Origin of the sequence: Tahibacter amnicola (assembly GCF_025398735.1) — a bacterium.
GTDB lineage: Bacteria > Pseudomonadota > Gammaproteobacteria > Xanthomonadales > Rhodanobacteraceae > Tahibacter > Tahibacter amnicola.
In genome coordinates, this window is record NZ_CP104694.1 from 1,546,046 (window position 1) to 1,570,655 (window position 24,610).

Sequence of the window (24,610 nt, forward strand, 5' to 3'; positions counted from 1 at the left end):
GAGCAATCGATGAAACGTACCCGCCGGAAGCACTCGGCAGAGTTCAAAGCCAAGGTGGCGCTGGCGACCTTGAAGGGGGACCGGACGCTGCCCGAGTTGGCCAAGCGATTTGACGTCCACCCGAATCAGATCACGCAGTGGAAGGCGCAGCTGCTGGAGAAGGCCGCAGAGGCCTTTGGCGGCTCGCAGGAGCGAGAACCCACACCAACCGTGGATGTGAAGGCCCTGCAAGCCAAGATCGGCCAGCTGACGATGGAGAACGATTTTTTGGCCGTCGCGCTCGGTCGTCTGGACGATGCGAGCGCCAAGCGATGATCGATCGCGATCATGTCCTGCCGGTGAGCCGACAGGCGGAAATACTGGACCTATCGCGATCGAGCGTGTACTACCTGCCGCGATCGACGTCGCCTGCCGACCTGGTGTTGATGCGCCGGATCGATGAGCTTCACTTGGAGCACCCGTTCGCCGGTGCGCGCATGCTGCGTGATCTGCTGCGGCAAGAGGGTCATGTCGCGGGACGACGGCACATTGCCACGCTGATGCGCAAGATGGGCATAGCAGCGCTCTACCAGGCTCCCCGTACGAGCACGGCCAATCCGGCACATCGAATCTATCCATATTTGCTGCGCGCATTGAGGGTTGATCGTCCCAATCAGGTCTGGTCGACGGACATCAGCTACATTCCAATGGCAAAGGGATTTATATACCTTTGTGCAGTAATTGACTGGTACACGCGCCGGGTCTTGGCGTGGCGATTGTCCAACACGATGACGACTGACTTCTGCATCGATGCGCTGCAGGAAGCGCTTGATCTACACGGCAAGCCGGAGATCTTCAACACAGACCAGGGAAGCCAGTTCACCAGCGAATCCTTCACCGGTCTGTTACAGCAAAACGGCATCCAGATCAGCATGGACGGCAAAGGCGCATGGCGTGACAACGTCTTCGTCGAGCGACTCTGGCGAACGGTCAAATATGAAGAGGTATACTTACATGCCTACGAATCGATCGCCCAGGCAACGCAGCGTTTGACCCGATACTTCACGTTCTATAATCAACGCCGACCGCACAGTGCTCTTGACGGACGCACGCCGGACGACGCCTACTTCACTGCGCTGCCGCAAAAGAAGGCCGCGTAACTCCGCAGACTCTCACTTAACAACGACGGGAAGTTGTCCTAACAAGCGGAGCCACCTCTGCCGTCGAACGCGAATACAGCGCGTCCAACATCAACGAGAAGACCCTGCGCCACGAACTGGGCGACGTGGTTATCTTGAAGAAGAAGCGCGAAAGCGACGGCACCATCACCGACCTCGGCACGTACTACCGCCCGATGGATCGCCTCGGCTCACCGCTCGGCATGCTCGACAAGAACGGCGACTACCGCCAGCCGGCCACTGACGTCAACCAGTCCACCGCATCAGCACTCGCCTTCGATGCCTTCGGTCAGGCGCGCGACTGGGCCTTCGCCATGCGCCCGGCCAACGGTCCAAAGCCCAGCGGTCAGACCAACCTGACGACGACGCACCTGGGCTTCACCGGGCACCAGCACCTGGGCGACGTGGGTCTGATCCACATGAACGGCCGTGCCTACGACTACCGGTTCGGCAAGTTCATGTCGGTGGATCCGTTTATCCAGTTCCCGGAGAACTCGCAGTCGCTGAATCCGTATAGCTACATTCTCAACAATCCGTTGAGTGGGACGGATCCGACGGGGTACGCGGCCGAGACGGGGTCCGTTTGCGAACGTGGAAAAGGGGTGTGCGGCGCGGCGTATGGCTCAGACGGCAATTCAGCTTGGGCGGTCTATCAAATGGGTGGGCCGATTGTCCTCGCCAAAAGACTTGCCACGCGGAATGCGCTTATTCGTAGCGGTGGTGCCGGAATTGGATCCATTAAGGAAAGTCTGAACAAGCCTCGAAAACTGCTTGTCTGAAGACTCGGTCGCATGCCGGTGGTGATGAAAATCGGTTCAGAGCGAACGAGATTGCTTTGCAAAGGCTGCAAATAGCAGCCTTTTTAACGCGCTATGCCACCTTCGGACGCAACTCGCCCGTCATCGCCAGCAATCGCTTTCGCGCCATCCACAGATTCGATAGCGCGAACAGCGTCAGGATCTGCGCCGTGTTCTTCGCCAGTCCCTTGAAGCGCACCTTCACGTAGCCGAACTGACGCTTCACGACACGGAACGGGTGCTCCACGCGCGCGCGAATACTCGCCTTGCGCTTCTCCGCTTTCTCGATCGCACGCTTCTGGCGTCCTTCCGGTACACGTCAAGCTACTTGTCGCCTGCTTTGATCAATTGACCAACTTGTCCGGATTGAGCGTCACGGCCCCCGTGGGCGACCAGTCGCGAACACCGCGAGACCATCGACGCGGATTCTGTGCTCGCGCCGATTCGTACAGGTGGTGACGGGCACGCAAGATGGCATGGTCCTCGCCACGATGACGTTGGGCTGGCGTAACGAACCGAATGCCGCTATGCCGATGCTCGCCGTTGTACCAATGGACGAAGTCAGCTGCCCACCGACGAGCGGCCTGGATGTCGCCAAATCCTTCCGGCGGATATCCGGAGCGGTACTTGGCGGTTCGGAACAGTGACTCGGCGTACGCGTTGTCATTGCTCACGCGCGGACGTGAGTACGACGGCGCGATGCCCAGCCATTGCAGCATGGCCAGCACTGTCGTCGCCTTCAGGCTGGCACCATTGTCGCCATGCAGGACGGGTTTGTTCAGTGCCGTGTGCACGCCTTCGGCCAGCGCGACGCGTTTAGCCAGGTGGGCGGCGTGCTCACCGGATTCGACCTGCTGAACCTCATGACCGACGATATGCCGGCTGTAGATGTCCAGGATGAGGTAGAGATAGAACCATTGGCCTTTCACGCGTGACGGCAACCAGGTCACGTCCCAGCACCAGACTTGGCCGGGCGCGGTGGCAATATGGGTTGTCGGTTCTCTGCGCCGTTCTGGCGCTTTCGCGCGACCGCGGTGTGTGGTCTGCTGGTTATGGCGCAAAACGCGATGGAAACTCGATTCGCTGGCGACATAGCGGCCCTCATCAGCCAGTCGCGGGACGATCTGCGCCGGCGGCAAGGCGGCAAATCGTGGTTCGTTGGCGATCTCCAGAATCGCTGCACGCTCTTGCGACGTCAGTGCATGTGCCGGCACAGGCCGCACGGCCATCGGGCGACGGTCACCGGTCTCCAACCCACCGTCGCGGCGCCATCGCTGCAGCGTGCGAATGTCGATCCCGGCCAGCGAACACGCCACGCTCAGGCGGGCACCGCTACAGTGCGCCTCATCAATGGCTTCTACCATCCAACGGCGATCTTCCATCGCGATCATTCGTCCGCGTCCTTGGGGAAGATCGCCTCGAGTTTTTTGACAGAACCAGCAGAGCTGCCGTCTCCGCCAACGCTTTCTCTTTGCGACGAAGCTCGCGCTCCAGCTCCTTTACCTGACGCCGCTCCGACGGCACCTGCTGTGCAGCGTCCGGCCGCTCCAGGGCTCCTGTCGCGGCAGCACGCCACTGCGCCAATTCGCTCGGAAACAGCCCTTGCGACCGGCACCACGCGTTCTTCTCTTCCTCGCTCATTGCCGCCGTCGTCAGCAATGCCTCAAAGCGCGCTCCGGCTGTCCAACCGCCGTTCTTCTGGCCACTGGCCAGCGCCTCTGCGCGCCACCGCTCCAATGTATCCGCCGAGATGCCGATCTCGCGCGACACCACATTCACGTCCGCACTTTCCGGCGGCAGCAATCGCGCTACCGCCCGGTCCCTAAACGCCTTTCCGTATCGAGCCACGTTCTTGTCCTTCGCCCCAGGGGTACGATTCTATCGGGGCGACAAGTAGTCTGACGTAAGGGGCTTCCGGCATTGCCTTCACGCTGCTGCGTCGACGAGCAATCTGCCAGTCCAATCCTCGGCGCGACGAATGCTTGTCCGCGCCCGTGTAACCGGCATCGGCATAGACCACGCTTTCCTTGCCGTGCAGCAGATACTCCGCTTCATTCACATCCGCTTCGTTCGCTGCGGTTGTCGTCACCGTGTGCACCAGTCCGGAGTCGACATCCACGCCAATGTGCGCCTTCATGCCGAAGAACCACTCATTCCCCTTCTTCGTCTGATGCATCTCCGGATCTCGTTCACCTCCGGCGTTCTTCGTCGAGCTCGGTGCTGCGATGATCGTGGCGTCCACCATCGTTCCGCGCTTGAGCATCAGCCCTTTGCGCGACAGATAGCCGTTCACTCGAGCCAGAATCTCGGCACCCAGCTCGTAGGTTTCCAGCAACCTCCGGAAATTGAGAATCGTCGTCTCGTCCGGGATCGGCTTCGTCAACGATAGGCTCGCGAACTGGCGCATCGACGCGATCTCGTACAGCGCTTCTTCCATCGCCGGGTCGCTCAGCCCGAACCAGTTCTGCATCAGATGAATCTTCAGCATCACCTTCAGCGGATACGGTCGCCGCCCATTGCCAGCCTTCGGATACACCGGCTCGATCAAGTTCAGCAGGATCGTCCAGGGAATAACCTGCTCCATCTCTGCCAGAAACACCTCGCGGCGGGTCCGTTTGCGCTTGCTCGCATACTCGGAGTCGCCGAAGCTCATCTGGTCCATGCGCGTGCCTTTGTGTGGGAGGGTACTATCTCAACACAATCGGGTCGGACTTGTTCAGACCTTCCCAAGCGGGCGCATCGCCCAGGAAGATTTTGTAGGATATGTTAATAGCGGGTTGTTCAAGGGGGACGTGAATATCATCTCGGGCGCGCATGGAAGTGCGGACGGTACTTTCAGTGCTGATATGGCGATGTATATGGATGACGTTGCAACATTCGGCAACATGCCTGGTGTTAAGGTGCACAATTTCCCAGAAATGACGCCGGCTCAGATCACGGGAGTTCTTAATAGCCCTGGAACAATTATCGGTGGGTTCTGCGATAGTGGTGCCTGTCTTGCGCCATTTAAGTGAGGAATTGGTATGTCGGAGCGCCCAAAACTGCTTTATGAAGCAATTGTTTGGTCTAGGGAAGGTCTGAACAAGTCCGACCCGATTGTGTTGAGATAGTACCCTCCCACACAAAGGCACGCGCATGGACCAGATGAGCTTCGGCGACTCCGAGTATGCGAGCAAGCGCAAACGGACCCGCCGCGAGGTGTTTCTGGCAGAGATGGAGCAGGTTATTCCCTGGACGATCCTGCTGAACTTGATCGAGCCGGTGTATCCGAAGGCTGGCAATGGGCGGCGACCGTATCCGCTGAAGGTGATGCTGAAGATTCATCTGATGCAGAACTGGTTCGGGCTGAGCGACCCGGCGATGGAAGAAGCGCTGTACGAGATCGCGTCGATGCGCCAGTTCGCGAGCCTATCGTTGACGAAGCCGATCCCGGACGAGACGACGATTCTCAATTTCCGGAGGTTGCTGGAAACCTACGAGCTGGGTGCCGAGATTCTGGCTCGAGTGAACGGCTATCTGTCGCGCAAAGGGCTGATGCTCAAGCGCGGAACGATGGTGGACGCCACGATCATCGCAGCACCGAGCTCGACGAAGAACGCCGGAGGTGAACGAGATCCGGAGATGCATCAGACGAAGAAGGGGAATGAGTGGTTCTTCGGCATGAAGGCGCACATTGGCGTGGATGTCGACTCCGGACTGGTGCACACGGTGACGACAACCGCAGCGAACGAAGCGGATGTGAATGAAGCGGAGTATCTGCTGCACGGCAAGGAAAGCGTGGTCTATGCCGATGCCGGTTACACGGGCGCGGACAAGCATTCGTCGCGCCGAGGATTGGACTGGCAGATTGCTCGTCGACGCAGCAGCGTGAAGGCAATGCCGGAAGGACGCCAGAAGCGTGCGATCGAGAAAGCGGAGAAGCGCAAGGCGAGTATTCGCGCGCGCGTGGAGCACCCGTTCCGTGTCGTGAAGCGTCAGTTCGGCTACGTGAAGGTGCGCTTCAAGGGACTGGCGAAGAACACGGCGCAGATCCTGACGCTGTTCGCGCTATCGAATCTGTGGATGGCGCGAAAGCGATTGCTGGCGATGACGGGCGAGTTGCGTCCGAAGGTGGCATAGCGCGTTAAAAAGGCTGCTATTTGCAGCCTTTGCAAAGCAATCTCGTTCGCTCTGAACCGATTTTCATCACCACCGGCATGCGACCGAGTCTTCAGACAAGCAGTTTTCGAGGCTTGTTCAGACTTTCCCTAAAGATCCGAACAGTGTTGGAAAAAGGATAAGCTTCTACTCTGATGGGCCTGAAGAGGCTAGAAATTATCTTTTCGAACAGTTTGGCGAGGAGATCGTATTCACCTTGCACAATGAGGAGGCTGCAACGCGGCCTCGATAACATCAAAGCCTACGACGAACTGATCCATACGCAGATCCAGGCCTACGCAGATCCAAGCCAGATCCAGCGAAGTCCGCGCCAACCAGGTTTCAGACTTTTCCGAGCCCGCCACCGGAATCCAACCGATTCCGGCGGCGGTTCCGGCTTGAAATAGTGGCGCCATGAGCCCCCAGACACGTCTTCGTTCCCCCCGGCGTTGCCGGCCATTTCCACTGCATCTCCCGCTGCGTCCGTCGGGCGTTCCTGTGCGGAGAGGATCACTTCACAGGCCAGACCTTTGGGCACCGCAAGCAATGGATCGAAGACCGCCTGTATGAACTGGCGTCAATCTGCGCCGTTGGCGTGTACGCCTACGCCGTGATGAGCAACCACATGCACGTTGTCGCGCATGTGGCACCGCATCCACATGGACCGCGGATGAAGTGGCTGAGCGCTGGATGCGGTTGTGCCCGATCCGTCAGGACAACGAGATTGATCATGCTGCCTGCGCCATGCCGGTAGTGCGCAGGCCAGCACGTGCTGCCGGTGCGCGTGCTGGCTTGCTTCACGCAAGAAGAGCGATCAGTTCGCCATTGCCACCCAGCTAACCGTTCGCTGATCTCCCGCCATCCTCAATGCCGGCCGTAGCGCGGCAGGTGTGTGGCGACATCGAATCCGCAGCTGGCGCATCGGGCCGACTCGGCATTGCGGAACACGTTCGCCGGCCCCACGAATCGGCCACGGCAACTCGGACACCGCGCGCGCAACAGGGGAATCGCTGCCGTCCCAATGACGCCTGCGCCGACGACAGCCATCAGGTACCAGGGCACTGGTATCGCGAAACGCGAAAAATTCGCGGCCACGACACCAACAACGACGGCAGCACCAGCCGCAATACGCTGCCGGGCACGCACATCCTCGAGAGCGGCGCGAAGGCGACGGATGCTGTTGGGGTCTGGCGCGGCGGGATGTTCGGTGGATTCTTCCGGGTTGAGCATGGCAGTGACAAATGCGCCTGGAATGGGGCGCGGGAGGATACGCGAATCGGCTGATTTGCGTGACGTCCATTACGTACCATGCCGAATGAATTCGCGTTGGCGCCTCTCGCTGCGATTTGGAAAGAGGTCCGTGATCATTCTTCGCGCCGCATTTCGATTGGTGCCCTGAAATACCAACGGACGTAACGGGAGGAGAAATGGCAAACTCATTGAAATCGTGGATTGCAGGATCCATGCTCGCGCTATTCGCCAGCGCAGCCTCCGCCGGCACCGCCGACTACAAGGTCGCTGAACGCTACCGCTTCAATCTGGGCGGGGACGTTGGCCAGTACACCGATTGGGAGCGCCAGGATCTCGCGCGCTTCGACGGCCTGGTGACCACCTTCCGGTTCGGCAAGGTCTACGGGAAGAAGTCGGACAAGTGGGATTCGATCGGGCGCATCAACCTTCACGGGCCTGGGGAAGGCGACGGGCGCGCGATGATCTCGATCATCTTCCTCGTTGACCGGAAGACCCATGGCGTGACGCCGATCGTGTCTGACAGCATCACGGGTCAGAAGGGGCGTCTGGACGTCACGGCGGAAGGCGACAAGCCGATCACGTTCTCGGCATTCAAGGTTGCGGATGCCGACAAAATGCTGCTGAAAGTGAACGATACGTCGGTCACGATCCCGAGTACGTTTGAGATCAGGAGCGTGTCGGTCATCGGGTCCGGTGTTGATCTGGGTGTCGAGAAGTTCGAGTTGGTTCATCGCCAGCCCGCGGAAGCCGGCAAGGGCGAGTAACACGGTCGTGCGGCGGACTCTGCTACGAGCCCGCCGCTGAAGTACCTGGGGATCGCAAATGCGTGATGATCGGTCGCATTCTACGCGGGTTCAGCGAAGGCGTAGTCCATGGAAGCGCTGCGAAAACACGTCACTGGCGACGGTGTCATGACCGCTGTTGACACTGCCCGCACACCTGCCGGGATACGCGCATTTCGGCGTGACCGGATCCTTCGGCGTGCGCAGCAGCACAAGCTGTTTTCGCTGCGGTGTGCGCACTACGAGAGTGCGTCGGCAGAGCGGCGAGAGGTTGTTCGTGGCGTCGTTGGCGACGATTCCAGCATGGTCCTGTTGTTCTGGGAATCGGAACAGAAGTGGACCGTGTTGGGGACGCAGGTGCTTGCTTCCTGCCACGACAGTGTCGTCGAAATCTGCGAGCTCGATGTGATCGGCAGGGACATCTGCCTGCTTCACCCGCCGGAACACGATGCGCGGTCTGCGAAGACGACGGCAGAGTATTTGCGATTGTCCAGACCGGGCATCTGTGTCTGGGCGCCGAGTGGGGCGGAATTGTTTGCGTTGTGGAACATTCTCCTGCAATTTCCATTGGCCGTCAGCGAAGCGTAACGCACGCGCATCGGCCAGCGTACGTTTACCGGCGTTGACATACGCCGACGCCCTTATCCACACTTACGCCGCTGCCGCAAATTCGGCAGTCCAGGATTGGTCTCCTGGTGTTCTGGCGCAGCCAAAAAGCGCCCATCCGTCGATGTCGGCGCTATTTTTTTGCGTCCGCCATCGTCGGCTGGGCGCCCTATTGATACCATTCCGGTTTCAATGGCGGGCGGCGCGTGGCAGCAGCAATGCTGGCCGGTCCAGAACCCGGTAGACCAACCATGCGCCGTCCGTCACCTCTCGGGTCGGGTGACGGGTACATTCACGCTCGTCGAGGACACCCGCAATGTCTCCCTGCATGGAACGCCTGTTCGCGCTGCGCGAACGTTTGCCGTCGCGTCGTACCCGTCGCCTGTGCTGGCCTTCGCGCCGGCGGCGGTGGTCGCTTCGTTCTTCCTTCGCCCCGTCGTCGCCGGGCGCAACGGTTCCGGCACCATCGGGGAGGGGCGTATGAGCGACTTTCGTGATGACGATGATCAGCCCGGCGCCCCGGCCGGATACAGCATCCACGATGTGCTGGTTCAGGTCCTGGCGGAAGATCACCACGATTTTGCGCACATTCTCCGCGCCGCACGCCATGTGCGCGATGCCACGCTCGCCAGCCTTCGCACTGTGGCGCACCTGGTGCGCGCGGCCGCCGATAGCGAGGGGGTGCGAAGAGTGGACCTGATGCATGACGCAGGCTTCGTGGTCGCCCAGCTCACCGATTTCGTCGATGCGTTGACCACGTTGGAGAGTCACGCTGATTACCAGCGGCAGCGTGTGAAAACAGGATCGTAGCTGCGGTCGCAAGCGCGACCGCACGAAGAGGGCGGTGCCGTGATCAATACAGCCCGACGGTGCGATCACCTGCGGTGACCAGCGCTGCGAAGGCCGCCGCACGCGATCGTGCGAATGCCACAGGAAACACCGTCGCCCTTTGGCGTGGGCAGGGTGGCAAACGGTGGTGGTCATCCTGGCCGGAAAGGTTGCCCGCCGCGCGACACCACCGACGGTGTTTCTGGTGACATTTGCCGTTGAATCCGCCGGTGCCGGGGCATCGAGTCAGGGTCGGAAACCGCTCGCGAACGGATTCCGACCAGCACCCACTGCTGACGAGCGGTGCGGTGCGACTGAGTCGCCCCAGCCCGGCACCCATTCCGCCCCGTGGCCACGGTAGCGGCCCATTGACCATTGACCCTGCGCAGGCTCCTTCCGAAGGGACGTCCTTCCGATTCATCGAAGCACTGGCATTGTTGTGCCGGAGGCGGGCGCGTTCCGCTCGCCTCCGGCAGCGGTGTTCCGAAGCAGTCGACGACTGCTCCGAAGCATTTGTCGATTGCTCGACGCCCGTTGAAGGGCCTGCCAGCAATTCTGCGTTCGTTGCTCCGGTGCCAGTTGCCTGCGTACCGCCCAGACAATGCGGATGGAACTCCGCGATTTCTCGACACCGACCCGCCACTGCGGCACGTCTCGGTGTGGGATCGGTCTGAGGAAGCGGCGGGGACGCCGCTCGACAACGACTACCACGTCGTTGCGACGCGACTGCTGTCCGTGGTGGTTCCCAAGGCCGATTACCGATCGAAATCGTCGTGGCGGTGGGGCGATTTCGAGTACCACAAGGTGAAGGAGGGCATCGAGACCTTTCTCGTGCCAACGCCGGTTGATCTGGTCGTGGCTATTCCCGACCGTCGCAACAAGGAAGGCGAGCCGTTGGCGTACGTGCTGTCGACCAGCGCCGTGCTCTCCTTGTGGTACTCACCGGAAAGTGGCGTCACGGCAGTCGGATTCCGCGACGAAGGCACCTCGGGTTCGGTCTTCTATTGCACCGGGAAGCCGTGCCTCTTCGGGCCGTTCGTACCGTTGCGGGAATTTCCGTAGGGGATCAGCCGATACCTGCTACGCCCGGTGGATCGCTACCCCCATATCCTGGCGAGCAGCGTTCTGTAACGGATTGTTTTTTGACCAGCCCCCCGATTGCGGGAATACTTGGCGGGCTCGACGATCGATTTCATCTCGGCCGCAACGGTGTCCGGCAACGACTGCCCGGGCCCAAACGGGGGGTTAACTATGCGCTTGTACTTTCTCCGGGCGACCGCCTGGTCGCGCCGCCGCGCCTTGGCGTGCGCACTGGTCGGTAGCGGATTGGCACTTCCTGGCATCGGCCATGCGGCCAATATCGTCCAGGATCCTAATTTCTCGGCGCCGATTGCCGCCAATTGGCAGTTGCAGCTGTCCGCCAGCCCGGATCCGGCAGGCGCCGGAGTACTGACGCACGGGACGCCCGACGTGGGCAACATGGTCGGATCGGGTTCGGGCGAGGTGGCGTTGCTCGCTACGCAACCGGCAGCCCGCGCCGCGGCCAGCGTGCGGCAGTGCGTCGTGCTCAATGGCGGGGCGACGCCGGTCACCGAGGCGAATTATGGTGGCCGCATCCGCATCCCCACGGCGGGCAACACCGCTGATGGCTCGGTGAATGCCCAGGTCGAAATCCGGTTCTTCAGCGATGCCGCCTGCACGAGCTTTATCCCCGGCACGGGCGGCAATCAGGGGCGGACACTCACCCCTGGCGTGCCGGACGATGCCTACTGGTACCGCGTCGGCGATGCGCATTTCCTGCTGCCGCCCGGAAGCGTAGCGGCCAGTGTGGAAATCCGCGGGACCGTGCGCCGGGTGAATGCCGGCAGCGCGGCCTCCTCGGCCTTCTTCGACGATCTCTACATCGGCCTGAACGGCACCACGCCGGTTGAGCTGATGCATTTCGACGTCGAATAAACGCTGCCTGCCGAGGAACCATCATGTCCCATTTCCGTCTGCTGGCCGGCAGCCTGTCGGCCCTCCTGGCCGGTTCGCTGCATGCCGCCGTGCCCGAATGTCCCACCATCAGCCTCGCCCCCGCCACGCTGTCGGCGGCCACGCGTGGCGACAGCTATTCCCAGACCCTGGCCGCTAGCGGCGGTGCGGGCGCTACGGTATTTGCACTCAGCGCGGGCGCGCTGCCGCCGGGTGTGAATCTGAGCGCCGGTGGTGATCTTGCCGGCGCGCCCACGGCCACCGGCACTTTCACCTTCACAGCCACGGCATCAGACAGCAATGGCTGCACCGGCGGCCGCGTGTACGTGCTGCCGGTGCAGTACCGCAACCATGCACCGAGTTTCACGGCGGGCAGCGCGCCGTCGGTATTGGAAGATGCCGGTGTCCAGACCCTCGCCGGCTGGGCGACGAACATCCAGGACAACGACGGCAACACCCAGGCGCTGAATTTCAGCGTGAGCTCGGATGCACCGAACCTGTTCACCGTGCAGCCGGCGATCGCGCCGGACGGTACGCTGAGCTTCGGAGCGGCGCCGCATGCCTACGGCACGGCGACGCTGTCGATCCAGCTGCACGACGACGGCGGTACGGCCAATGGTGGTGTGGATACCTCGCCCACGCAGCACGTCGTGATCACCATCAGCGGCGTGAACGATACGCCCGGCTTCACCAAGGGCGCCGACCAGTCACTCCTGGAAGATGCGGGAACGCAGACCATCAGCGGCTGGGCCACCGACATCCGCGACAACGACGGCAACACGCAGGTCGTCGATTTCCTGGTCAGCGCAGATAACCCGGCGCTGTTCAGCGCGCAGCCCGCGGTAGCGGCGGATGGCACCTTGACCTTCACGCCGGCGGCAAATGCCAACGGCACGGCCACGGTCAGCGTGCGCATCCACGACAATGGCGGTACGGCCAGCGGCGGCAGCGACACCTCTGCCGTGCAGACGTTTGCGATCACGCTGGCGCCGGTCAATGATGCGCCGTCGTTCACCAAGGGCAGCGATCCGTCCGTGCTCGAGGATGCGGGCGCGCAGACCCTTCCGAACTGGGCCACGGCCATCAGCGCGGGCCCTGTGGACGAGTCCGGGCAGACGCTCAGCTTCGTCGTGTCGAACAATTCGAATCCGGGCTTGTTCAGCACTGCGCCGGCCGTGAGCGCGGACGGTACGCTGACCTTCACACCGGCAGCCGGCGCCAATGGCTCGGCCACCGTCACGCTGCGTTTGCAGGACGATGGCGGAACCGCGAACAGCGGCGTCGATACGTCAGCCACGCAGACCTTCGTCATCAGCGTGAGCGCCGTGAACCAGGCGCCGAGCTTTACCAAGGGCGCGGACCAGACGGTGCTGGAAGATGCCGTGGCGCAGTCCGTCACGGGCTGGGCGACGGCCATCTCCGCGGGACCTGCGGACGAAGCGGGCCAGACGCTCACGTTCCTGGTGACCGGCAACACCAATCCGACGCTGTTCAGCGCAGGTCCGGCGGTCAGTGCGACCGGCGTGCTCACGTACACCCCGGCTGCCAACGCCAACGGTACGGCCACGGTGACGATCCGTCTGCGCGACAACGGCGGTACCGCCAACGGCGGCGTTGATACCTCGCCGGCACAGACATTCGTCATCACCGTGACGGCGGTCAACGACGCCCCCTCCTTCGTCAAGGGTGCAGACCAGACCGTGCCGGAAGACAGCGCCGCGCAGACGGTCACCGGCTGGGCCACGGCAATCTCGCCGGGGCCGGGTGATGAGTCCGCGCAGACGGTGACGTTCGCCATCACCGGCAACAGCAACGCTGCCTTGTTCAGCAGCGGCCCGGCTGTCACTCCGACGGGCGACCTTAGCTACACGCTGGCCGCAGGCGCCTCCGGCACGGCCACTGTATCGGTGCGATTGCAGGATGACGGCGGCACCGCAAACAGTGGCGTGGATACCTCTGCCGTGCAGACCTTCGCGATCACGGCGACGGGAATCAATGACGCCCCGGCCTTTACGAAGGGCGCGGACCAGACCGTGCTGGAAGACGCGACGGCGCAGACCGTGGCGGGTTGGGCCACGGGCATCAGCGCGGGTGCGGGCGATACCGGCCAGGCACTCGATTTCCAGGTGACAGGAAATACCAATCCGAGCCTCTTCAGCGTGGCGCCCGCCATCAGCCCCACCGGTACGCTGAGCTACACGCCGGCGGCCAATGCCAACGGCACGGCCACGATCACGGTGCGCCTGCACGATGACGGCGGTACCGCGAATGGCGGCGTGGACGTTTCCGCCGCACAGACCTTTGTGATCACGGTGACCGCCGTGAACGACGTGCCCTCGTTTACCAAGGGCGCGGATGTTTCGGTGCTGGAAGACGCTGGCGCGCAGAGCGCCGCCGGCTGGGTGACGGCGATGAGTGCCGGCCCGGCCAACGAATCGGCGCAGGTGCTGAACTTCATCGTCAGCAACACGAACAACGCGCTGTTCAGTGCGCAACCCGCGATCGCCGCCAACGGCACGCTGAGCTTCACGCCGGCTGCCAATGCGAATGGCACGGCGACGGTGACGGTACAGGTGCACGACAACGGCGGTACCGCCAACAGCGGTGTCGATACCTCGGCGGCGCAGACCTTCGTGATCACCGTCGCCGCCGTGAACGATGCGCCGGCTTTCACCAAGGGCGCCAATCAGGCGGTCAACGACAATGCGGGCGCGCAGAGCGTGTCCGGCTGGGCCACGGGCATTTCCGCGGGGCCAGGCAATGAATCGGGCCAGATCGTCAGTTTCGTCGTTGCCGGCAACACGCATCCGTCGCTGTTCTCGGCGGGCCCCGCGGTCGCCGCCAACGGCACGCTGACCTACACGCCGGCGACGGCGCCGACCGGCACCACCACCGTGACGATCACGCTGCGCGCGCACGACAACGGCGGCACCGCGAACGGCGGCGTGGACGACTCGGCGGACCAGACTTTCACCATCGCCATCACGCATGTCGCGCCCGCACCGTCGGCCGCGGCCGACACGTATGCGGTGACCGGAAATATCGCGATCGCTCCGAACGCGGCGGCTGGCGTGCTGCTGAACGACACACCGAACGGCGGCAGTATCGACCGCTTCGGTCCGGCCACCGGTGCCGAGACGGCCGTCGGAAGCACCGGCGCCAGCGCGCAGGGCGGTATCGTGACCGTGCAGGCCGACGGCAGCTTCAACTACAACCCGCCGCGTGGCTTCGTCGGCAGCGACAGCTTCCGCTATCGCATCACCAATGCGGCCGGCAATTCGGTCGGCACGGTGACGCTGAACGTGGCCAACCGCGTCTGGTTCGTCAACAGCGCCGCGGGCGCCTGCAGTGCCAGCTGCGATGGCCGCCTGAGCCATCCGTACACGACCCTGGCGGCATTCATCGCGGCCAACACCAATGTCGCGCCCAATCCGCAGAACAACGACGTGATCTTCGTGCACTCGGGCAGCGGCAACTACACCGGCGCGCTGTCGCTGCGCACGGGTCAGAAGCTGACGGGGCAAGGTGTGGGCCTGGCGACGGCGCTGTCTGCGTATGGGATCACCGTGGCACCCAACAGCGTGGCGCTGCCGGCGGCAGGCACGCGGCCGACGCTGGCCGGTACGGTGACGATGGCGGGCAGCAGCCGCGTGGAGGGCGTCACTATCACGGTGACCGGCGCAAACCAGGGGTTGGTCGCGAGCAATGCCAGCGGACTGACGGTGGGTGCCATCGCCGGCAGCAACGTGACGGTGTCGTCCGGTGCGGCGTCCGCAGTGGCCCTGACGACGGTCGACACCAGCAACCTGACGTTCCGTTCGATCAGCGCCACCGGCGCCGTGTATGGCATCGACCTGCGCGGCGTAAACCCGACCTCTGGCACCTTCAGCGTGCTCGGCGACGGCACCAACGCGAACAACGGCAGCGGCGGCACGATCAGTGGTTCCACCGGCAACGGCATCTTCCTGTCGAACGTGCGCAGTGCCAGCTTCACGGCGATGTCCATCACCGGATCGACCTATAACAACGTCGATGCGGACCTTTCGGGCAACGGCGTCTACCTGACCACCACGACGGCCTACACCGGCCCGGCAGCCGTCACGGTGACGCGTTCGACCATCACGGGCAATCAGTCGCGCGGTGTGCATGCCCACGTGTTTGGTACCGGAACGACGAACGTGACGGTACAGAACAACACCTTGAGTGATGCGGGCAACGTCGGCGGGCTGCCGCTGGTGAACCTGTTCTACGACGGCGGCGGCAACGGCGCCTATCCGAATACGTCCAACCGCTACGAGGTGTCGGGCAATACGGGAACCGTCACCGGGACCACGTTCTTTGCTGCCACGATCAACAGCGTGGCTTCACCGCGGCCGCAGACCGTTTCCGGTCGCTCGGACAACAACACCATCACGGGTGTCGCCGGAACCGGCTTCGCCAGCGGCCTGAACTTCAGCATCGGTGACAACCTGGGTTCGCTGCTGGTGATGCAGGCCAACGGCAACACGATGACCAACATCGGCGGCACTTTCATCTCGGTCAACAAGGGCACCGGCAACAGCAATATCGAGACGACGATCCGCAACAATGCCGCCTCGGCACCGACGCCCAATGTCAGTTCAATGATTGCGCTGATCTTCTGTCCGGCTTCCAACAGCTGCGCCGGCGGCAACATGCGGGTGAACGTCGCCGGCAACAACATCCCCGGCTTCGACAGCCTGCAGCGCTCCTTCCGTATCCGTCAGCTGCAGCCCAATTCCCTGGGCGTGCGTTCATTCGAAGGATTTACCGGCACCACCGCGGCGCAGCTCACCGCGCACCTCGTGGCGACGAACACCAACGTCAACGTCGTGCAGTACAGCAATGCCGAGCCGGTGCCGTTCTATACCGGCGAAGCGGCCGGCGCGGTGCTGTTGCCGCCGTGAGATGAAACCGGGCACCTCGCCAGGCGGCGAGGTGCCCGGTGCGTGGCGTGTAGTTACCACAGGTGACCGCACGATCGGGCCTCGCCGATTGCTGTGCGGCTCCATTGTGCGGTCGCTTGCGCGACCGCACGGCACGGGATCACTCGAAGCCGTCGTGGAACAGACGATCCAGGCGGTACACGATGCGCGTACCGTTGTTGCGCAGTTCGGGGTCGGCGGTATTGATGGGAGCCGAAGCCTGGAAGGGGATTTCCAGCGTACCTTCGGACGATGCCGGCACCGTGCCCGTGATGACGTAGCGCACCTGGCCGCTGTCGAGCAGTTCGAGCACCTGGTCAAGCGGGCCGGTGTGCGGCTGGTTATCGCAGCCGGTTGCCAGGGCTTCGGGTATGCAGCGCCAGGTCACGTTCTGGAGTGCGCTCAGATCAGCGCTGACACGCACACCTTGCGCGTACACACTGCCGTTGTTGCCGACAGTGACATTCACGGTGATGGTGGCGCCGCCAGCCGTCAGGTTACCCATTGCCGGCGCGTCGACGGCAACGTCGGCCTGGGAGAGCAACGGATCCAATACGCCGGTAACCGTGCTGCCGGCGACATCCGCCACGTAGAGAAAATTGCCGTCGGCCATCGGCAGCAGTCGCCGCGGCGTGCCACGCACGCGTCCGGCCGACAGCACGTTCTGGGAGGCATTGAAACGCATCAGGCTCGCGGGAGATTCGCTGGTGAGCGCGTAAATATCACCCTTCGACCAGGCGACATCAGCAACAGGGCGCTGCAGATTGCCCGTCAAGGTCAATCCGGCGGTCGAGAGAAGCTGGCCGGATCCCAGCGCAATCGTGGAATGATCGGGCGAGATCCGAATCGGGCCGACGGTGGAAATTTCGCCATGATAGGGCGACTCGCCTTCCGCGACGATCTCGCCGGCGCTGTTGATCTCTTCCCAATGCACATCGGACGGAGATGTGTCATTGCGGAAAAAGTACATTTTGCGTGATATCGGATCCCAGGTGTACGTATTGGACCGGTAATTCCATTCCACCCAGCTGATGCGGTTGCCGTTGGGGGCGAAGGTGTAGTGACTGGCCCAGGCGCCGGAGTCATCGGCGGCCAGCAGGAACTCGCCGGCGCTTGCCAGCCCGTGCGGGGTATAGGCCGTGCTCGTGAGGTAGTTGGCTACGCCCGGTTCGTCGAGCGGGTGCGCATAGATCGCGCCGCCGGCGTAGCTGGCGAACAGCGTGTCGAGTGTGGCTGAGTAGGTGACGCGATCGGGGCCGGACAACAGCGCGATCGGCGCGGACACAGACCAGGACTGCGGATCAAAGCGGTACGCGGCGCTTTCGGACTTGGAGAAAAACAACACGCTGCCGTTCGCGTCGATCACGTCGTCAGCGCGCTTCGCCGTCATGCTCCATGGACGCGCGTTGACCGGCGTCGGCTTGACGAAGGTGGACAGGTCAAGCGGCAGGATAGTGGCACCCATTGCCGTTGCCGCGTAGACGGTCTCGTTGCCGACAAACAGATCAGTGATGCCTGCCGGGGCCCTCAGACGGCCCAGTTCGCGCAACTCATTGGAAAAAAGCACCAGTTCATTGCCGCGCAGAACCACGAAGCGATCGCTCAGGAAGGCGGCGGTTTCAATGTTCCCACCCAGGCTGCCGCGGTAGATGAGCTGGTCCGAATACACCGTCCCCGTGTTGTCGACAACAAAGGTACTTTGTTCGCCGGTGTAATTTTGGGATCCCGCGGGCCAGGCGCCGTGATAGGGGCTTTCCACAGACGCGGAAACGGCCCCTGTCGTCGGGTTGACCGACACGACGAGAACGTCGCTCGGGCTCAGTCCCTCGTAGGAAACATAGATTTTCCCCAGCGCATTGAGGATGGAGGGGCCGCGAACGGTGTACCAGATGGTCGTGGAGCCGATCGGTGCGCCGTTGGCTTTGGCGTAGGTCCGCACGTTCCGGTTGTCCGCGACAAGAATGAAGCCCGCGCCCAGCTCGAGCGTCGACTGGCCGCCAGGAATGTAGGGGATGATGGTCGAGGTGGTGCCGGCCAGGTCCAGCCGTACCACTCTGTCGGAAAGACTGACGTAGATACCGTCCGCATCGACATCGAACGTCGTCGCATTGGACGCAATGGCGATGTCGCTCAGCCACGCCTGCGCCGCGAGATCGTATCGGGCGATCCGCGATTGAGCCGGAAACAGGAAATAGGCAATAGCGCCGTGCACGCTGCGCTTCGCCCATGGCGTCGTCAGAAGCGGTGTCGCCGCCTGCTGTGTCTCTACCGGCGGCGTGTCCGTACGGTAGGCGGCCTGTGACGTCGGGCAGAGTGCGAAGGCCAGCGCAGACGACAGGGCTATGGCGGCGGTTCTTGGTAGTGTCATGGTGAAGTCCTTGTTATATCGACAGTTTCTTCTCGGGCAGCTCGCAGCACTGTGCGAAACCAGCGTAGTTGGTAGGTGTTTCAGCGATTGAGATCCGGCGAAGGGCTGCAGGGTGTCGCAAAGGAGGCCGCCAGCAGCCGGGCGTGGACGTTGCCCGGGAAAGGAGCGCTGCCACCCGTGCCGCGGGACGCGATCGACAGTGAATGAATCGGAATACGGGGATGTTCCTGATCAGCGGGAAACCTCAACAGGGCAAGGCATCCGTGGCGCCCTGGCCGATGCCGGCGTCGAAAAAACGGGTGGCCTGCGGAGGCGTTCAATGCGTGGCGCGAATGAACGCCGCGAGCTTTCGCGGATCGAGCGCACCGTCGGTCCTGACGCTGCTGCACAGATCCAGGCCGAAAGGGTTGACCTGCCGGATGGCATCGCCGACGTTGTCCGCGCGCAAGCCGCCAGCCAGGAATACGGGCTTGCCGCACTGTTCGACGATCTGCCGGCTCACGGCCCAGTCATGCACGCGCCCGGTGCCGCCGAGCTCCTTGACGGCGAGCGTCGGATTGCCCGAATCCAGCAGCAACGCATCGACGTGCGGCGCAATGGCCCTGGATTCGGCGACGGCGCCTTCGTCGCGAACATGGATGACCTGTACCAGGCTGATGCCGGGCAACGCGCGGCGCAACGTGGCGTAGGTCGACAGGGGTACCGCATCCACCAGTTGCAGGGTGCTGGTCCGGCAGCGGCGCTGCTGCGCGATGATGGCTTCAGCGTCAGTGAGGCAGGTGAGCAGGAAGGTGGCGATTGGCGGAGGCACGGTCGCGGCAATTTCGGCGATCAGGCTTTCGTCCACGCAACCGGGGCCGCTGGGCATGGCCGATACCAGCCCCAGCGCGCTGGCGCCGAGCCGGATCGCCGTGGCGGCCTCCTCGACGCTGCTGATACAGCAGATCTTGATGCGTGGCGCGGTTGTCATTGACGGTTCCGGCTTGTGCTCCCGTAAAACGGAAAACGCCGCAGCCCGGAGGCTGCGGCGTCCGTGTCGATCAGCGTCAGGCCGGCGGGACCGGCTGGCGCTGTTCGATCAGTAGCGGTAGTGCTCCGGCTTGTACGGACCGTCGGCATCCACGCCGAGGTAGGCGGCCTGGTCCGGGGTCAGACGCGTGAGCTTCACGCCGATCTTTTCCAGGTGCAGGCGGGCGACTTCTTCGTCCAGCTTCTTCGGCAGGCGGTAGACCGTCTTCTCGTAGACGTCCTTGTTGGCCCACAGGTCGATCTGGGCGAGCGTCTGGTTCGAGAAGGAGTTGGACATCACGAAGCTCGGGTGGCCCGTGGCGCAGCCCAGGTTGACCAGGCGGCCTTCGGCCAGCAGGAACATCTCGCGGCCGTTCGGCAGGATGTACTTGTCGACCTGCGGCTTGATGTTCACCTTCTTCACGCCGGCCAGGGCGTTGAGCGCATCGACCTGGATCTCGTTGTCGAAGTGGCCGATGTTGCAGACGATGGCCTGGTCCTTCATCGCGGTCATGTGCTCGACCGTGATGACGTCCTTGTTGCCGGTGGTGGTGACGTAGATGTCGGCGATGCCGAGCGACGACTCGACGGTGTCGACCTGGAAGCCTTCCATCGCCGCCTGCAGGGCATTGATCGGATCGATTTCCGTGACGATGACGCGGCAGCCGTAGGCGCGCAGGCTGTGGGCCGAGCCCTTGCCCACGTCGCCGTAGCCGCACACGACGGCAACCTTGCCGGCGAGCATGACGTCCATGGCGCGCTTGAGGCCGTCGGCCAGCGATTCGCGGCAGCCGTACAGGTTGTCGAACTTCGACTTGGTCACCGAGTCGTTCACGTTGATGGCCGGGACGAGCAGCTTGCCGGCTTCCATCATCTGGTAGAGACGGTGCACGCCGGTGGTGGTTTCTTCCGAGACGCCGCGCCATTCCTTGACGACGTTGGTCCAGAAGCCCGGGCGTTCCTTGTGCACGCGCTTGAGCAGGTTCTTGATGATCTGCTCTTCGTGCGAGGCCGACGGGGTGTTGACCCAGTCCGAACCCTGTTCGAGTTCATAGCCCTTGTGGATCAGCAGGGTGACGTCGCCGCCGTCGTCGACGACCAGCTCCGGACCCTTCTGGCCCGGATGGGTGACGCAGTCGAGCGTGCAGTCCCAGTACTCTTCCAGCGACTCGCCCTTCCAGGCGAAGACCGGCACGCCGGCGGCGGCGATCGCGGCAGCGGCGTGGTCCTGGGTGGAGAAGATGTTGCAGGAGGCCCAGCGCACCGAGGCGCCGAGGTCGACCAGGGTCTCGATGAGGACCGCGGTCTGGATAGTCATGTGGAGCGAGCCGGTCACGCGCACGCCCTTGAGCGGCTTGGCGGCGGCGTACTTCTTGCGGATCGACATCAGGCCCGGCATCTCGTGCTCGGCGATCTCGATTTCCTTGCGGCCCCAGTCGGCCAGCGACATGTCCGCGACTTTGTAGTCGTTCTTGAGGTTCACGACAGCATTCATGGTAAGGCTCCAGGATGAGCGGGCGCGGTTTCGGAATGGACCCGAAATCCGCCGAGCCTGATTTCACATCGCGAGCATCGCGACCGAACTTGCAGCGCCCCTCGGCGGGAGGAGGGCGCGAATTATATCGCTTGTTCCGGATTGAGCGATATAAGGCGGGCCGGGCGGGCGGGGGCTTGACACTGCAGTCGAGCCCGCCATGGCGAATCGCTCGGCATCCCGCGTCTGGCCGCAATCTACGCCCGTACGGCTTCAGTCCAGGTCCGTTCGACGCCGTTTCGCATCGTCGGAGGCGGCTTAACCCCATTGCTGCGCTGCAAATGAACAGGGGCCACGGAGAACGCCGTGGCCCCCTCTGCCGCAACGAACTATCTCAGCGGTCGATCGAGATCACGTAGTCCTGGGCCTTGGCGTTCGTCGGAACGCTGATGCCCTTGACCTGTTGCAGGTGATCCACATCGCCCACCACCTTGGCCAGGTTGTAGTGACCCTTGTCGCTGACGATGACGTAGATCTCGCGCTCCTGGGCGTCGTGCACGATGACGTCGTCAACGCGGTCGGCGTTGAGGTCGACCGTTGCGAAGGTGATGCCCTTGCCGTTCAGGTCGAGTCCGATGCCGCGCAGATCCGGCTTCGCCGCGGCTTTGGCCGCATCCGCAGACCTGCCGCTCACCGTCACCCAGACCGTCGTGAAGCCGGTGCCGCCGGGGCCGTAGCAGTGGATCCACTCGACGCCACTGAAGCTGAAGTAGCGCGTGTAGGCGCCGCTGGGGCCGCCCTGGCTGCAGTAGTTGGCGTTGGTCGACCAGTAGTTGATCCACACCCAGCCCGGCGTAGTCAGCCAGCTCGGGCTGGCATAGGCGTGCACGTACGGCGGCGATGGCGGTACCGGCGATACGGTGAGGTTGGCGGTGGCGGAGGTCTGGCCGCCGACGCCAGTGCACGTCACGGTGACTGAGCCGCTGGAGGCCGGCGAGACCGACGCGCTGCCGGAGGTGGAGGCCACGGAAACCAGGCCGGTGCTGCTGCAACTGGTGGCGTACTGGGAGCTCCAGCTGAACGTGGAGCTTGCGCCGACATAGATCGATGCCGGCGAGAAACTGACATTGACGACAGGCGGCGTATTGCCGGGCTGCACGGTCAGTGAGGCAGTCCGGCCACCCGCGGCTCCCGTTTCATTGTTCTCACAGTAAACGTGGGCCTGCAGGCTGGCTGTCGGTGTTAGCGACAGCGAGCCGAAGCTGGATTCGGTTGCAAGTCCGGGGACGCCGGTGATCTCGCAGTAGTCGGCGCCGATGCCGCGCCAGGTAAACGTGGTGGCCTGACCTGCAAGAATAGAGTTTGGCGAGAAGGATGCTGAAACCCGAATAAACCCGTCCGGTGGAATTCTCGTGTTATCCGTCGCGAAAACCGCCGGAGTGGCGGCCATCAAGAGCAAAGCAGAAGCAAATAGGCTTTTCATTCCATTGTCCTGATTTGGCGTTCACGTAACTTGTTGACCTTTGTGCATCGCCATGCGGCATTTTTGCGGACGCGCGCAAAAAATCGGCGCCCCCGTTTATGCAGGGTGCCGCGTGGTCGATTCAAAGGGTGTTCGTGGATTGACCGCAATAATCACATTGCTCAAACCACCAATCGATAATAAGTGTGTTTGTAGCGGTGTCAACTTTGAGGGGAAACTGATGTGCCGCGAGAGCAAGCAAAGTAAGCTCGCGGCGAACGAAGAGGCCCTCCCGGCATGGTTTCGCGCTGCCGTGCCGTACGGCACGGCGTATGCCGGTGTCTGCGATCTGATCGGCGACCGTGTCGAACGATGGCGTCAGAGCCGAAAACGCGCGATCGATTTCTCAGCCGTAATTCCATTGATTGTGTAGCGGAAGCGGGCCTTGCCTTCCTGGCCCGGCTCCATGGAGAAATCGAATTCCGCGGTGCCGACGACGGAGTGGTTTGCGTCGCGCTCGTCATAGTTCGGCGCGCTCCAGGGTGGGCCGGAAGACTCCACGATTTCACCATGCCATCGTGTGGACGTTTCCCATGTGCCCGCCTGCACGGTGTACCAATGGGCGAGGCGGTTGTTGTCGAAGACGTACAGAGTGCCGAACAGGGAATAGAGAACGCCTTGGTCGAGGGTCAGGCCCCAGCCGCTCTCGCCGGGACTCCACCAATGTCCGCTGTAGTCGGCGATCGGAAACGGCTGGGGCGGGAATATCGCAACGGTCACCGGATTGGTAACGACAAAATTGATCCGCTCCATCGGTGTGCCAGCTTGGCCCTCGTAGTACTCGACGCGATACTCGCCCGGCGGAAAAGAGCCGAGGTAGATGTCCACGATTTCCGGATCATCTGGCGTAAAGCAGTATGCTGGCGAGTGACGTACCGAGATCACCGGCCCCTGCATGTAGACGGTGACGGATTGTTCGTAGAACACGCAGCTGTCGACGCGCTGGCGCAGGTGCACCTGCTCGAACTGCAGCGGATTCTCCGGCACGATGCGTGATGCGGAAAGTGCAGGAACGGAAAAGGTGAACATTGCTGCAGCGGCAGTAGCCTGGGCAATTGGCTTCAACATCGTCATGGTAAACCTCGATGACCAGTTTGATTGAGTCCCCGCTGCCAGGACGTGGCTACGGCGACCTTCGTCGCACCGGAAACGGCCTTTCCGATTGGACCACCACGCAACCGTTGACACCCCGTCCTGGTGCTCCCTCACAGCGACGGCGGTGCGGCGCAGCAGAGCTACGCGGACATGACGCTCATGCTGCCGGCAGGGACTGGTTGGTGCCCGGATCGGGCAACCCGTTGATCAGCCGCGTGAGCAGGCTCAGGTCCACCGGCTTGGTCAGGTGATGGTCGAAGCCGGCCTCGCGGGTGCGGCTGCGATCGCTCTGCTGGCCCCAGCCGGTGATCGCAATCAGCAGGGTGTCGCGGCCCTGCGGGGTGTGGCGGATCAGCCGGGCGACTTCGATTCCGCTGAGCTTGGGCATCCCGATATCGAGCAGGACGACATCCGCGGCGGTGCGGTTGAATTCGTCCAGCGCCTGCTGGCCATCGAACACCATGCGCACCTGGTGGCCCTGGAAGCGCAGCACCTGGGCCAGGCTCTCGGCGGAATCGCGGTTGTCGTCGGCGATCAGCACGTTGCGCGGACGGTGGGGGCTGTCGTGGGCCGGCACCGGGATTTCCGGCATCGGCAGGACAGTGGGCTGGCACGGGATACGGACGGTGAAGCGCGAACCGCGATCGGGCCCTTCGCTCGCCGCCTCG

17 protein-coding genes, 2 pseudogenes and 1 riboswitch are annotated in these 24,610 nt (G+C 62.9%); of the genes and pseudogenes, 9 read left to right on the top strand and 10 right to left on the bottom strand.

Annotated features, from left to right (window positions below; genetic code table 11):
* Nucleotides 1-9 precede the first annotated feature (9 nt).
* Nucleotides 10-1,139, top strand: a protein-coding gene (locus tag N4264_RS06495; protein WP_261693907.1) for an IS3 family transposase whose coding sequence is annotated in 2 segments (ribosomal slippage) — nucleotides 10-271 and nucleotides 271-1,139 — 1,131 coding nt in all. Because the reading frame shifts where the segments join, the coding sequence is not laid out codon by codon here.
* A gap of 134 nt (nucleotides 1,140-1,273) precedes the next feature.
* Nucleotides 1,274-1,936 carry an RHS repeat domain-containing protein gene (locus tag N4264_RS06500; RefSeq protein ID WP_261696252.1) on the top strand — a complete coding sequence of 221 codons (663 nt, stop codon included), beginning with the start codon at nucleotides 1,274-1,276 and terminating at the stop codon, nucleotides 1,934-1,936.
* Between the two features lie 91 nt (nucleotides 1,937-2,027).
* Here the strand turns inward: N4264_RS06500 and N4264_RS06505 are convergent.
* The 3 genes and pseudogenes from N4264_RS06505 to N4264_RS06515 all read right to left on the bottom strand — a co-directional run.
* Nucleotides 2,028-2,249, bottom strand: a pseudogene (locus N4264_RS06505) (transposase); the annotation flags it as partial.
* Nucleotides 2,250-2,298: 49 nt separating this feature from the next.
* Nucleotides 2,299-3,802 (bottom strand): IS3 family transposase gene (locus N4264_RS06510; RefSeq protein ID WP_261696253.1). Its coding sequence is split into 2 segments (ribosomal slippage): nucleotides 2,299-3,382 and nucleotides 3,381-3,802, totalling 1,506 coding nucleotides; the frame shifts between segments, so codons are not numbered across the junction.
* 70 nt (nucleotides 3,803-3,872) lie between these two features.
* A pseudogene (locus N4264_RS06515) lies at nucleotides 3,873-4,616 on the bottom strand (IS5 family transposase); the annotation flags it as partial.
* Between N4264_RS06515 and N4264_RS06520 the strand changes: the two are divergent.
* From N4264_RS06520 to N4264_RS06535, 4 genes are all read left to right on the top strand, one after another.
* On the top strand, nucleotides 4,615-4,968 hold the full coding sequence (locus N4264_RS06520) for a hypothetical protein (RefSeq protein WP_261696254.1): 354 nt from the start codon (nucleotides 4,615-4,617) through the stop codon (nucleotides 4,966-4,968). The pseudogene N4264_RS06515 and the gene N4264_RS06520 overlap by 2 nt on opposite strands.
* Nucleotides 4,969-5,089: 121 nt before the next feature.
* Complete coding sequence (locus N4264_RS06525; RefSeq protein ID WP_261692799.1) at nucleotides 5,090-6,073, top strand: IS5 family transposase; 984 nt, start codon at nucleotides 5,090-5,092, stop codon at nucleotides 6,071-6,073.
* Between the two features lie 1,481 nt (nucleotides 6,074-7,554).
* Complete coding sequence (locus tag N4264_RS06530; protein WP_261696255.1) at nucleotides 7,555-8,106, top strand: hypothetical protein; 552 nt, start codon at nucleotides 7,555-7,557, stop codon at nucleotides 8,104-8,106.
* 321 nt (nucleotides 8,107-8,427) lie between these two features.
* Nucleotides 8,428-8,712 (top strand): hypothetical protein, encoded by a 285-nt coding sequence (locus N4264_RS06535; RefSeq protein ID WP_261696256.1) that lies wholly within the window; start codon nucleotides 8,428-8,430, stop codon nucleotides 8,710-8,712.
* A gap of 207 nt (nucleotides 8,713-8,919) precedes the next feature.
* Here the strand turns inward: N4264_RS06535 and N4264_RS06540 are convergent, their stop codons facing one another.
* The gene (locus N4264_RS06540) at nucleotides 8,920-9,714 is read right to left on the bottom strand and encodes a hypothetical protein (protein ID WP_261696257.1); all 795 of its coding nucleotides are present in this window, start codon (nucleotides 9,712-9,714) and stop codon (nucleotides 8,920-8,922) included.
* A gap of 501 nt (nucleotides 9,715-10,215) precedes the next feature.
* On the opposite strand from N4264_RS06540, the gene N4264_RS06545 reads away from it, so the two are divergent.
* From N4264_RS06545 to N4264_RS06555, 3 genes are all read left to right on the top strand, one after another.
* Complete coding sequence (locus N4264_RS06545) at nucleotides 10,216-10,620, top strand: hypothetical protein (RefSeq protein ID WP_261696258.1); 405 nt, start codon at nucleotides 10,216-10,218, stop codon at nucleotides 10,618-10,620.
* A 189-nt stretch (nucleotides 10,621-10,809) separates the two neighbouring features.
* Complete coding sequence (locus N4264_RS06550) at nucleotides 10,810-11,514, top strand: hypothetical protein (protein WP_261696259.1); 705 nt, start codon at nucleotides 10,810-10,812, stop codon at nucleotides 11,512-11,514.
* A 23-nt stretch (nucleotides 11,515-11,537) separates the two neighbouring features.
* Nucleotides 11,538-16,457 carry a beta strand repeat-containing protein gene (locus N4264_RS06555; protein WP_261696260.1) on the top strand — a complete coding sequence of 1,640 codons (4,920 nt, stop codon included), beginning with the start codon at nucleotides 11,538-11,540 and terminating at the stop codon, nucleotides 16,455-16,457.
* Between the two features lie 139 nt (nucleotides 16,458-16,596).
* Here the strand turns inward: N4264_RS06555 and N4264_RS06560 are convergent, their stop codons facing one another.
* The 6 genes from N4264_RS06560 to N4264_RS06585 form a co-directional block, all read right to left on the bottom strand.
* A complete protein-coding gene (locus tag N4264_RS06560) occupies nucleotides 16,597-18,843 on the bottom strand; it encodes a hypothetical protein (RefSeq protein WP_261696261.1) in 2,247 nt (748 codons plus the stop codon).
* A 316-nt stretch (nucleotides 18,844-19,159) separates the two neighbouring features.
* Nucleotides 19,160-19,813, bottom strand: a complete 654-nt coding sequence (locus N4264_RS06565; protein ID WP_261696262.1) for a phosphoribosylanthranilate isomerase — start codon at nucleotides 19,811-19,813, stop codon at nucleotides 19,160-19,162.
* A gap of 108 nt (nucleotides 19,814-19,921) precedes the next feature.
* Nucleotides 19,922-21,346, bottom strand: coding sequence for an adenosylhomocysteinase (gene ahcY, locus N4264_RS06570; RefSeq protein WP_261696263.1), 1,425 nt, complete (start codon nucleotides 21,344-21,346; stop codon nucleotides 19,922-19,924).
* A 13-nt stretch (nucleotides 21,347-21,359) separates the two neighbouring features.
* Nucleotides 21,360-21,455, bottom strand: a riboswitch (S-adenosyl-L-homocysteine riboswitch).
* Between the two features lie 264 nt (nucleotides 21,456-21,719).
* The gene (locus N4264_RS06575; RefSeq protein WP_261696264.1) at nucleotides 21,720-22,808 is read right to left on the bottom strand and encodes a hypothetical protein; all 1,089 of its coding nucleotides are present in this window, start codon (nucleotides 22,806-22,808) and stop codon (nucleotides 21,720-21,722) included.
* Between the two features lie 357 nt (nucleotides 22,809-23,165).
* The gene (locus N4264_RS06580) at nucleotides 23,166-23,921 is read right to left on the bottom strand and encodes a hypothetical protein (RefSeq protein WP_261696265.1); all 756 of its coding nucleotides are present in this window, start codon (nucleotides 23,919-23,921) and stop codon (nucleotides 23,166-23,168) included.
* 178 nt (nucleotides 23,922-24,099) lie between these two features.
* Nucleotides 24,100-24,519 (bottom strand): response regulator, encoded by a 420-nt coding sequence (locus N4264_RS06585; RefSeq protein WP_261696266.1) that lies wholly within the window; start codon nucleotides 24,517-24,519, stop codon nucleotides 24,100-24,102.
* Between the last annotated feature and the right edge of the window lie 91 nt (nucleotides 24,520-24,610).

Bases quoted from the DNA above. Each gene is read 5' to 3' on its own strand.
- N4264_RS06520 (WP_261696254.1), top strand. From the start codon at position 4,615: ATGCGCGTGCCTTTGTGTGGGAGGGTACTATCTCAACACAATCGGGTC.
- N4264_RS06525 (WP_261692799.1), top strand. From the start codon at position 5,090: ATGGACCAGATGAGCTTCGGCGACTCCGAGTATGCGAGCAAGCGCAAA.
- N4264_RS06530 (WP_261696255.1), top strand. From the start codon at position 7,555: ATGCTCGCGCTATTCGCCAGCGCAGCCTCCGCCGGCACCGCCGACTAC.
- N4264_RS06535 (WP_261696256.1), top strand. From the start codon at position 8,428: ATGGTCCTGTTGTTCTGGGAATCGGAACAGAAGTGGACCGTGTTGGGG.
- N4264_RS06540 (WP_261696257.1), bottom strand. From the start codon at position 9,714: ATGACCACCACCGTTTGCCACCCTGCCCACGCCAAAGGGCGACGGTGT.
- N4264_RS06550 (WP_261696259.1), top strand. From the start codon at position 10,810: ATGCGCTTGTACTTTCTCCGGGCGACCGCCTGGTCGCGCCGCCGCGCC.
- N4264_RS06555 (WP_261696260.1), top strand. From the start codon at position 11,538: ATGTCCCATTTCCGTCTGCTGGCCGGCAGCCTGTCGGCCCTCCTGGCC.
- N4264_RS06560 (WP_261696261.1), bottom strand. From the start codon at position 18,843: ATGACACTACCAAGAACCGCCGCCATAGCCCTGTCGTCTGCGCTGGCC.
- N4264_RS06565 (WP_261696262.1), bottom strand. From the start codon at position 19,813: ATGACAACCGCGCCACGCATCAAGATCTGCTGTATCAGCAGCGTCGAG.
- ahcY (WP_261696263.1), bottom strand. From the start codon at position 21,346: ATGAATGCTGTCGTGAACCTCAAGAACGACTACAAAGTCGCGGACATG.
- N4264_RS06575 (WP_261696264.1), bottom strand. From the start codon at position 22,808: ATGAAAAGCCTATTTGCTTCTGCTTTGCTCTTGATGGCCGCCACTCCG.
- N4264_RS06580 (WP_261696265.1), bottom strand. From the start codon at position 23,921: ATGACGATGTTGAAGCCAATTGCCCAGGCTACTGCCGCTGCAGCAATG.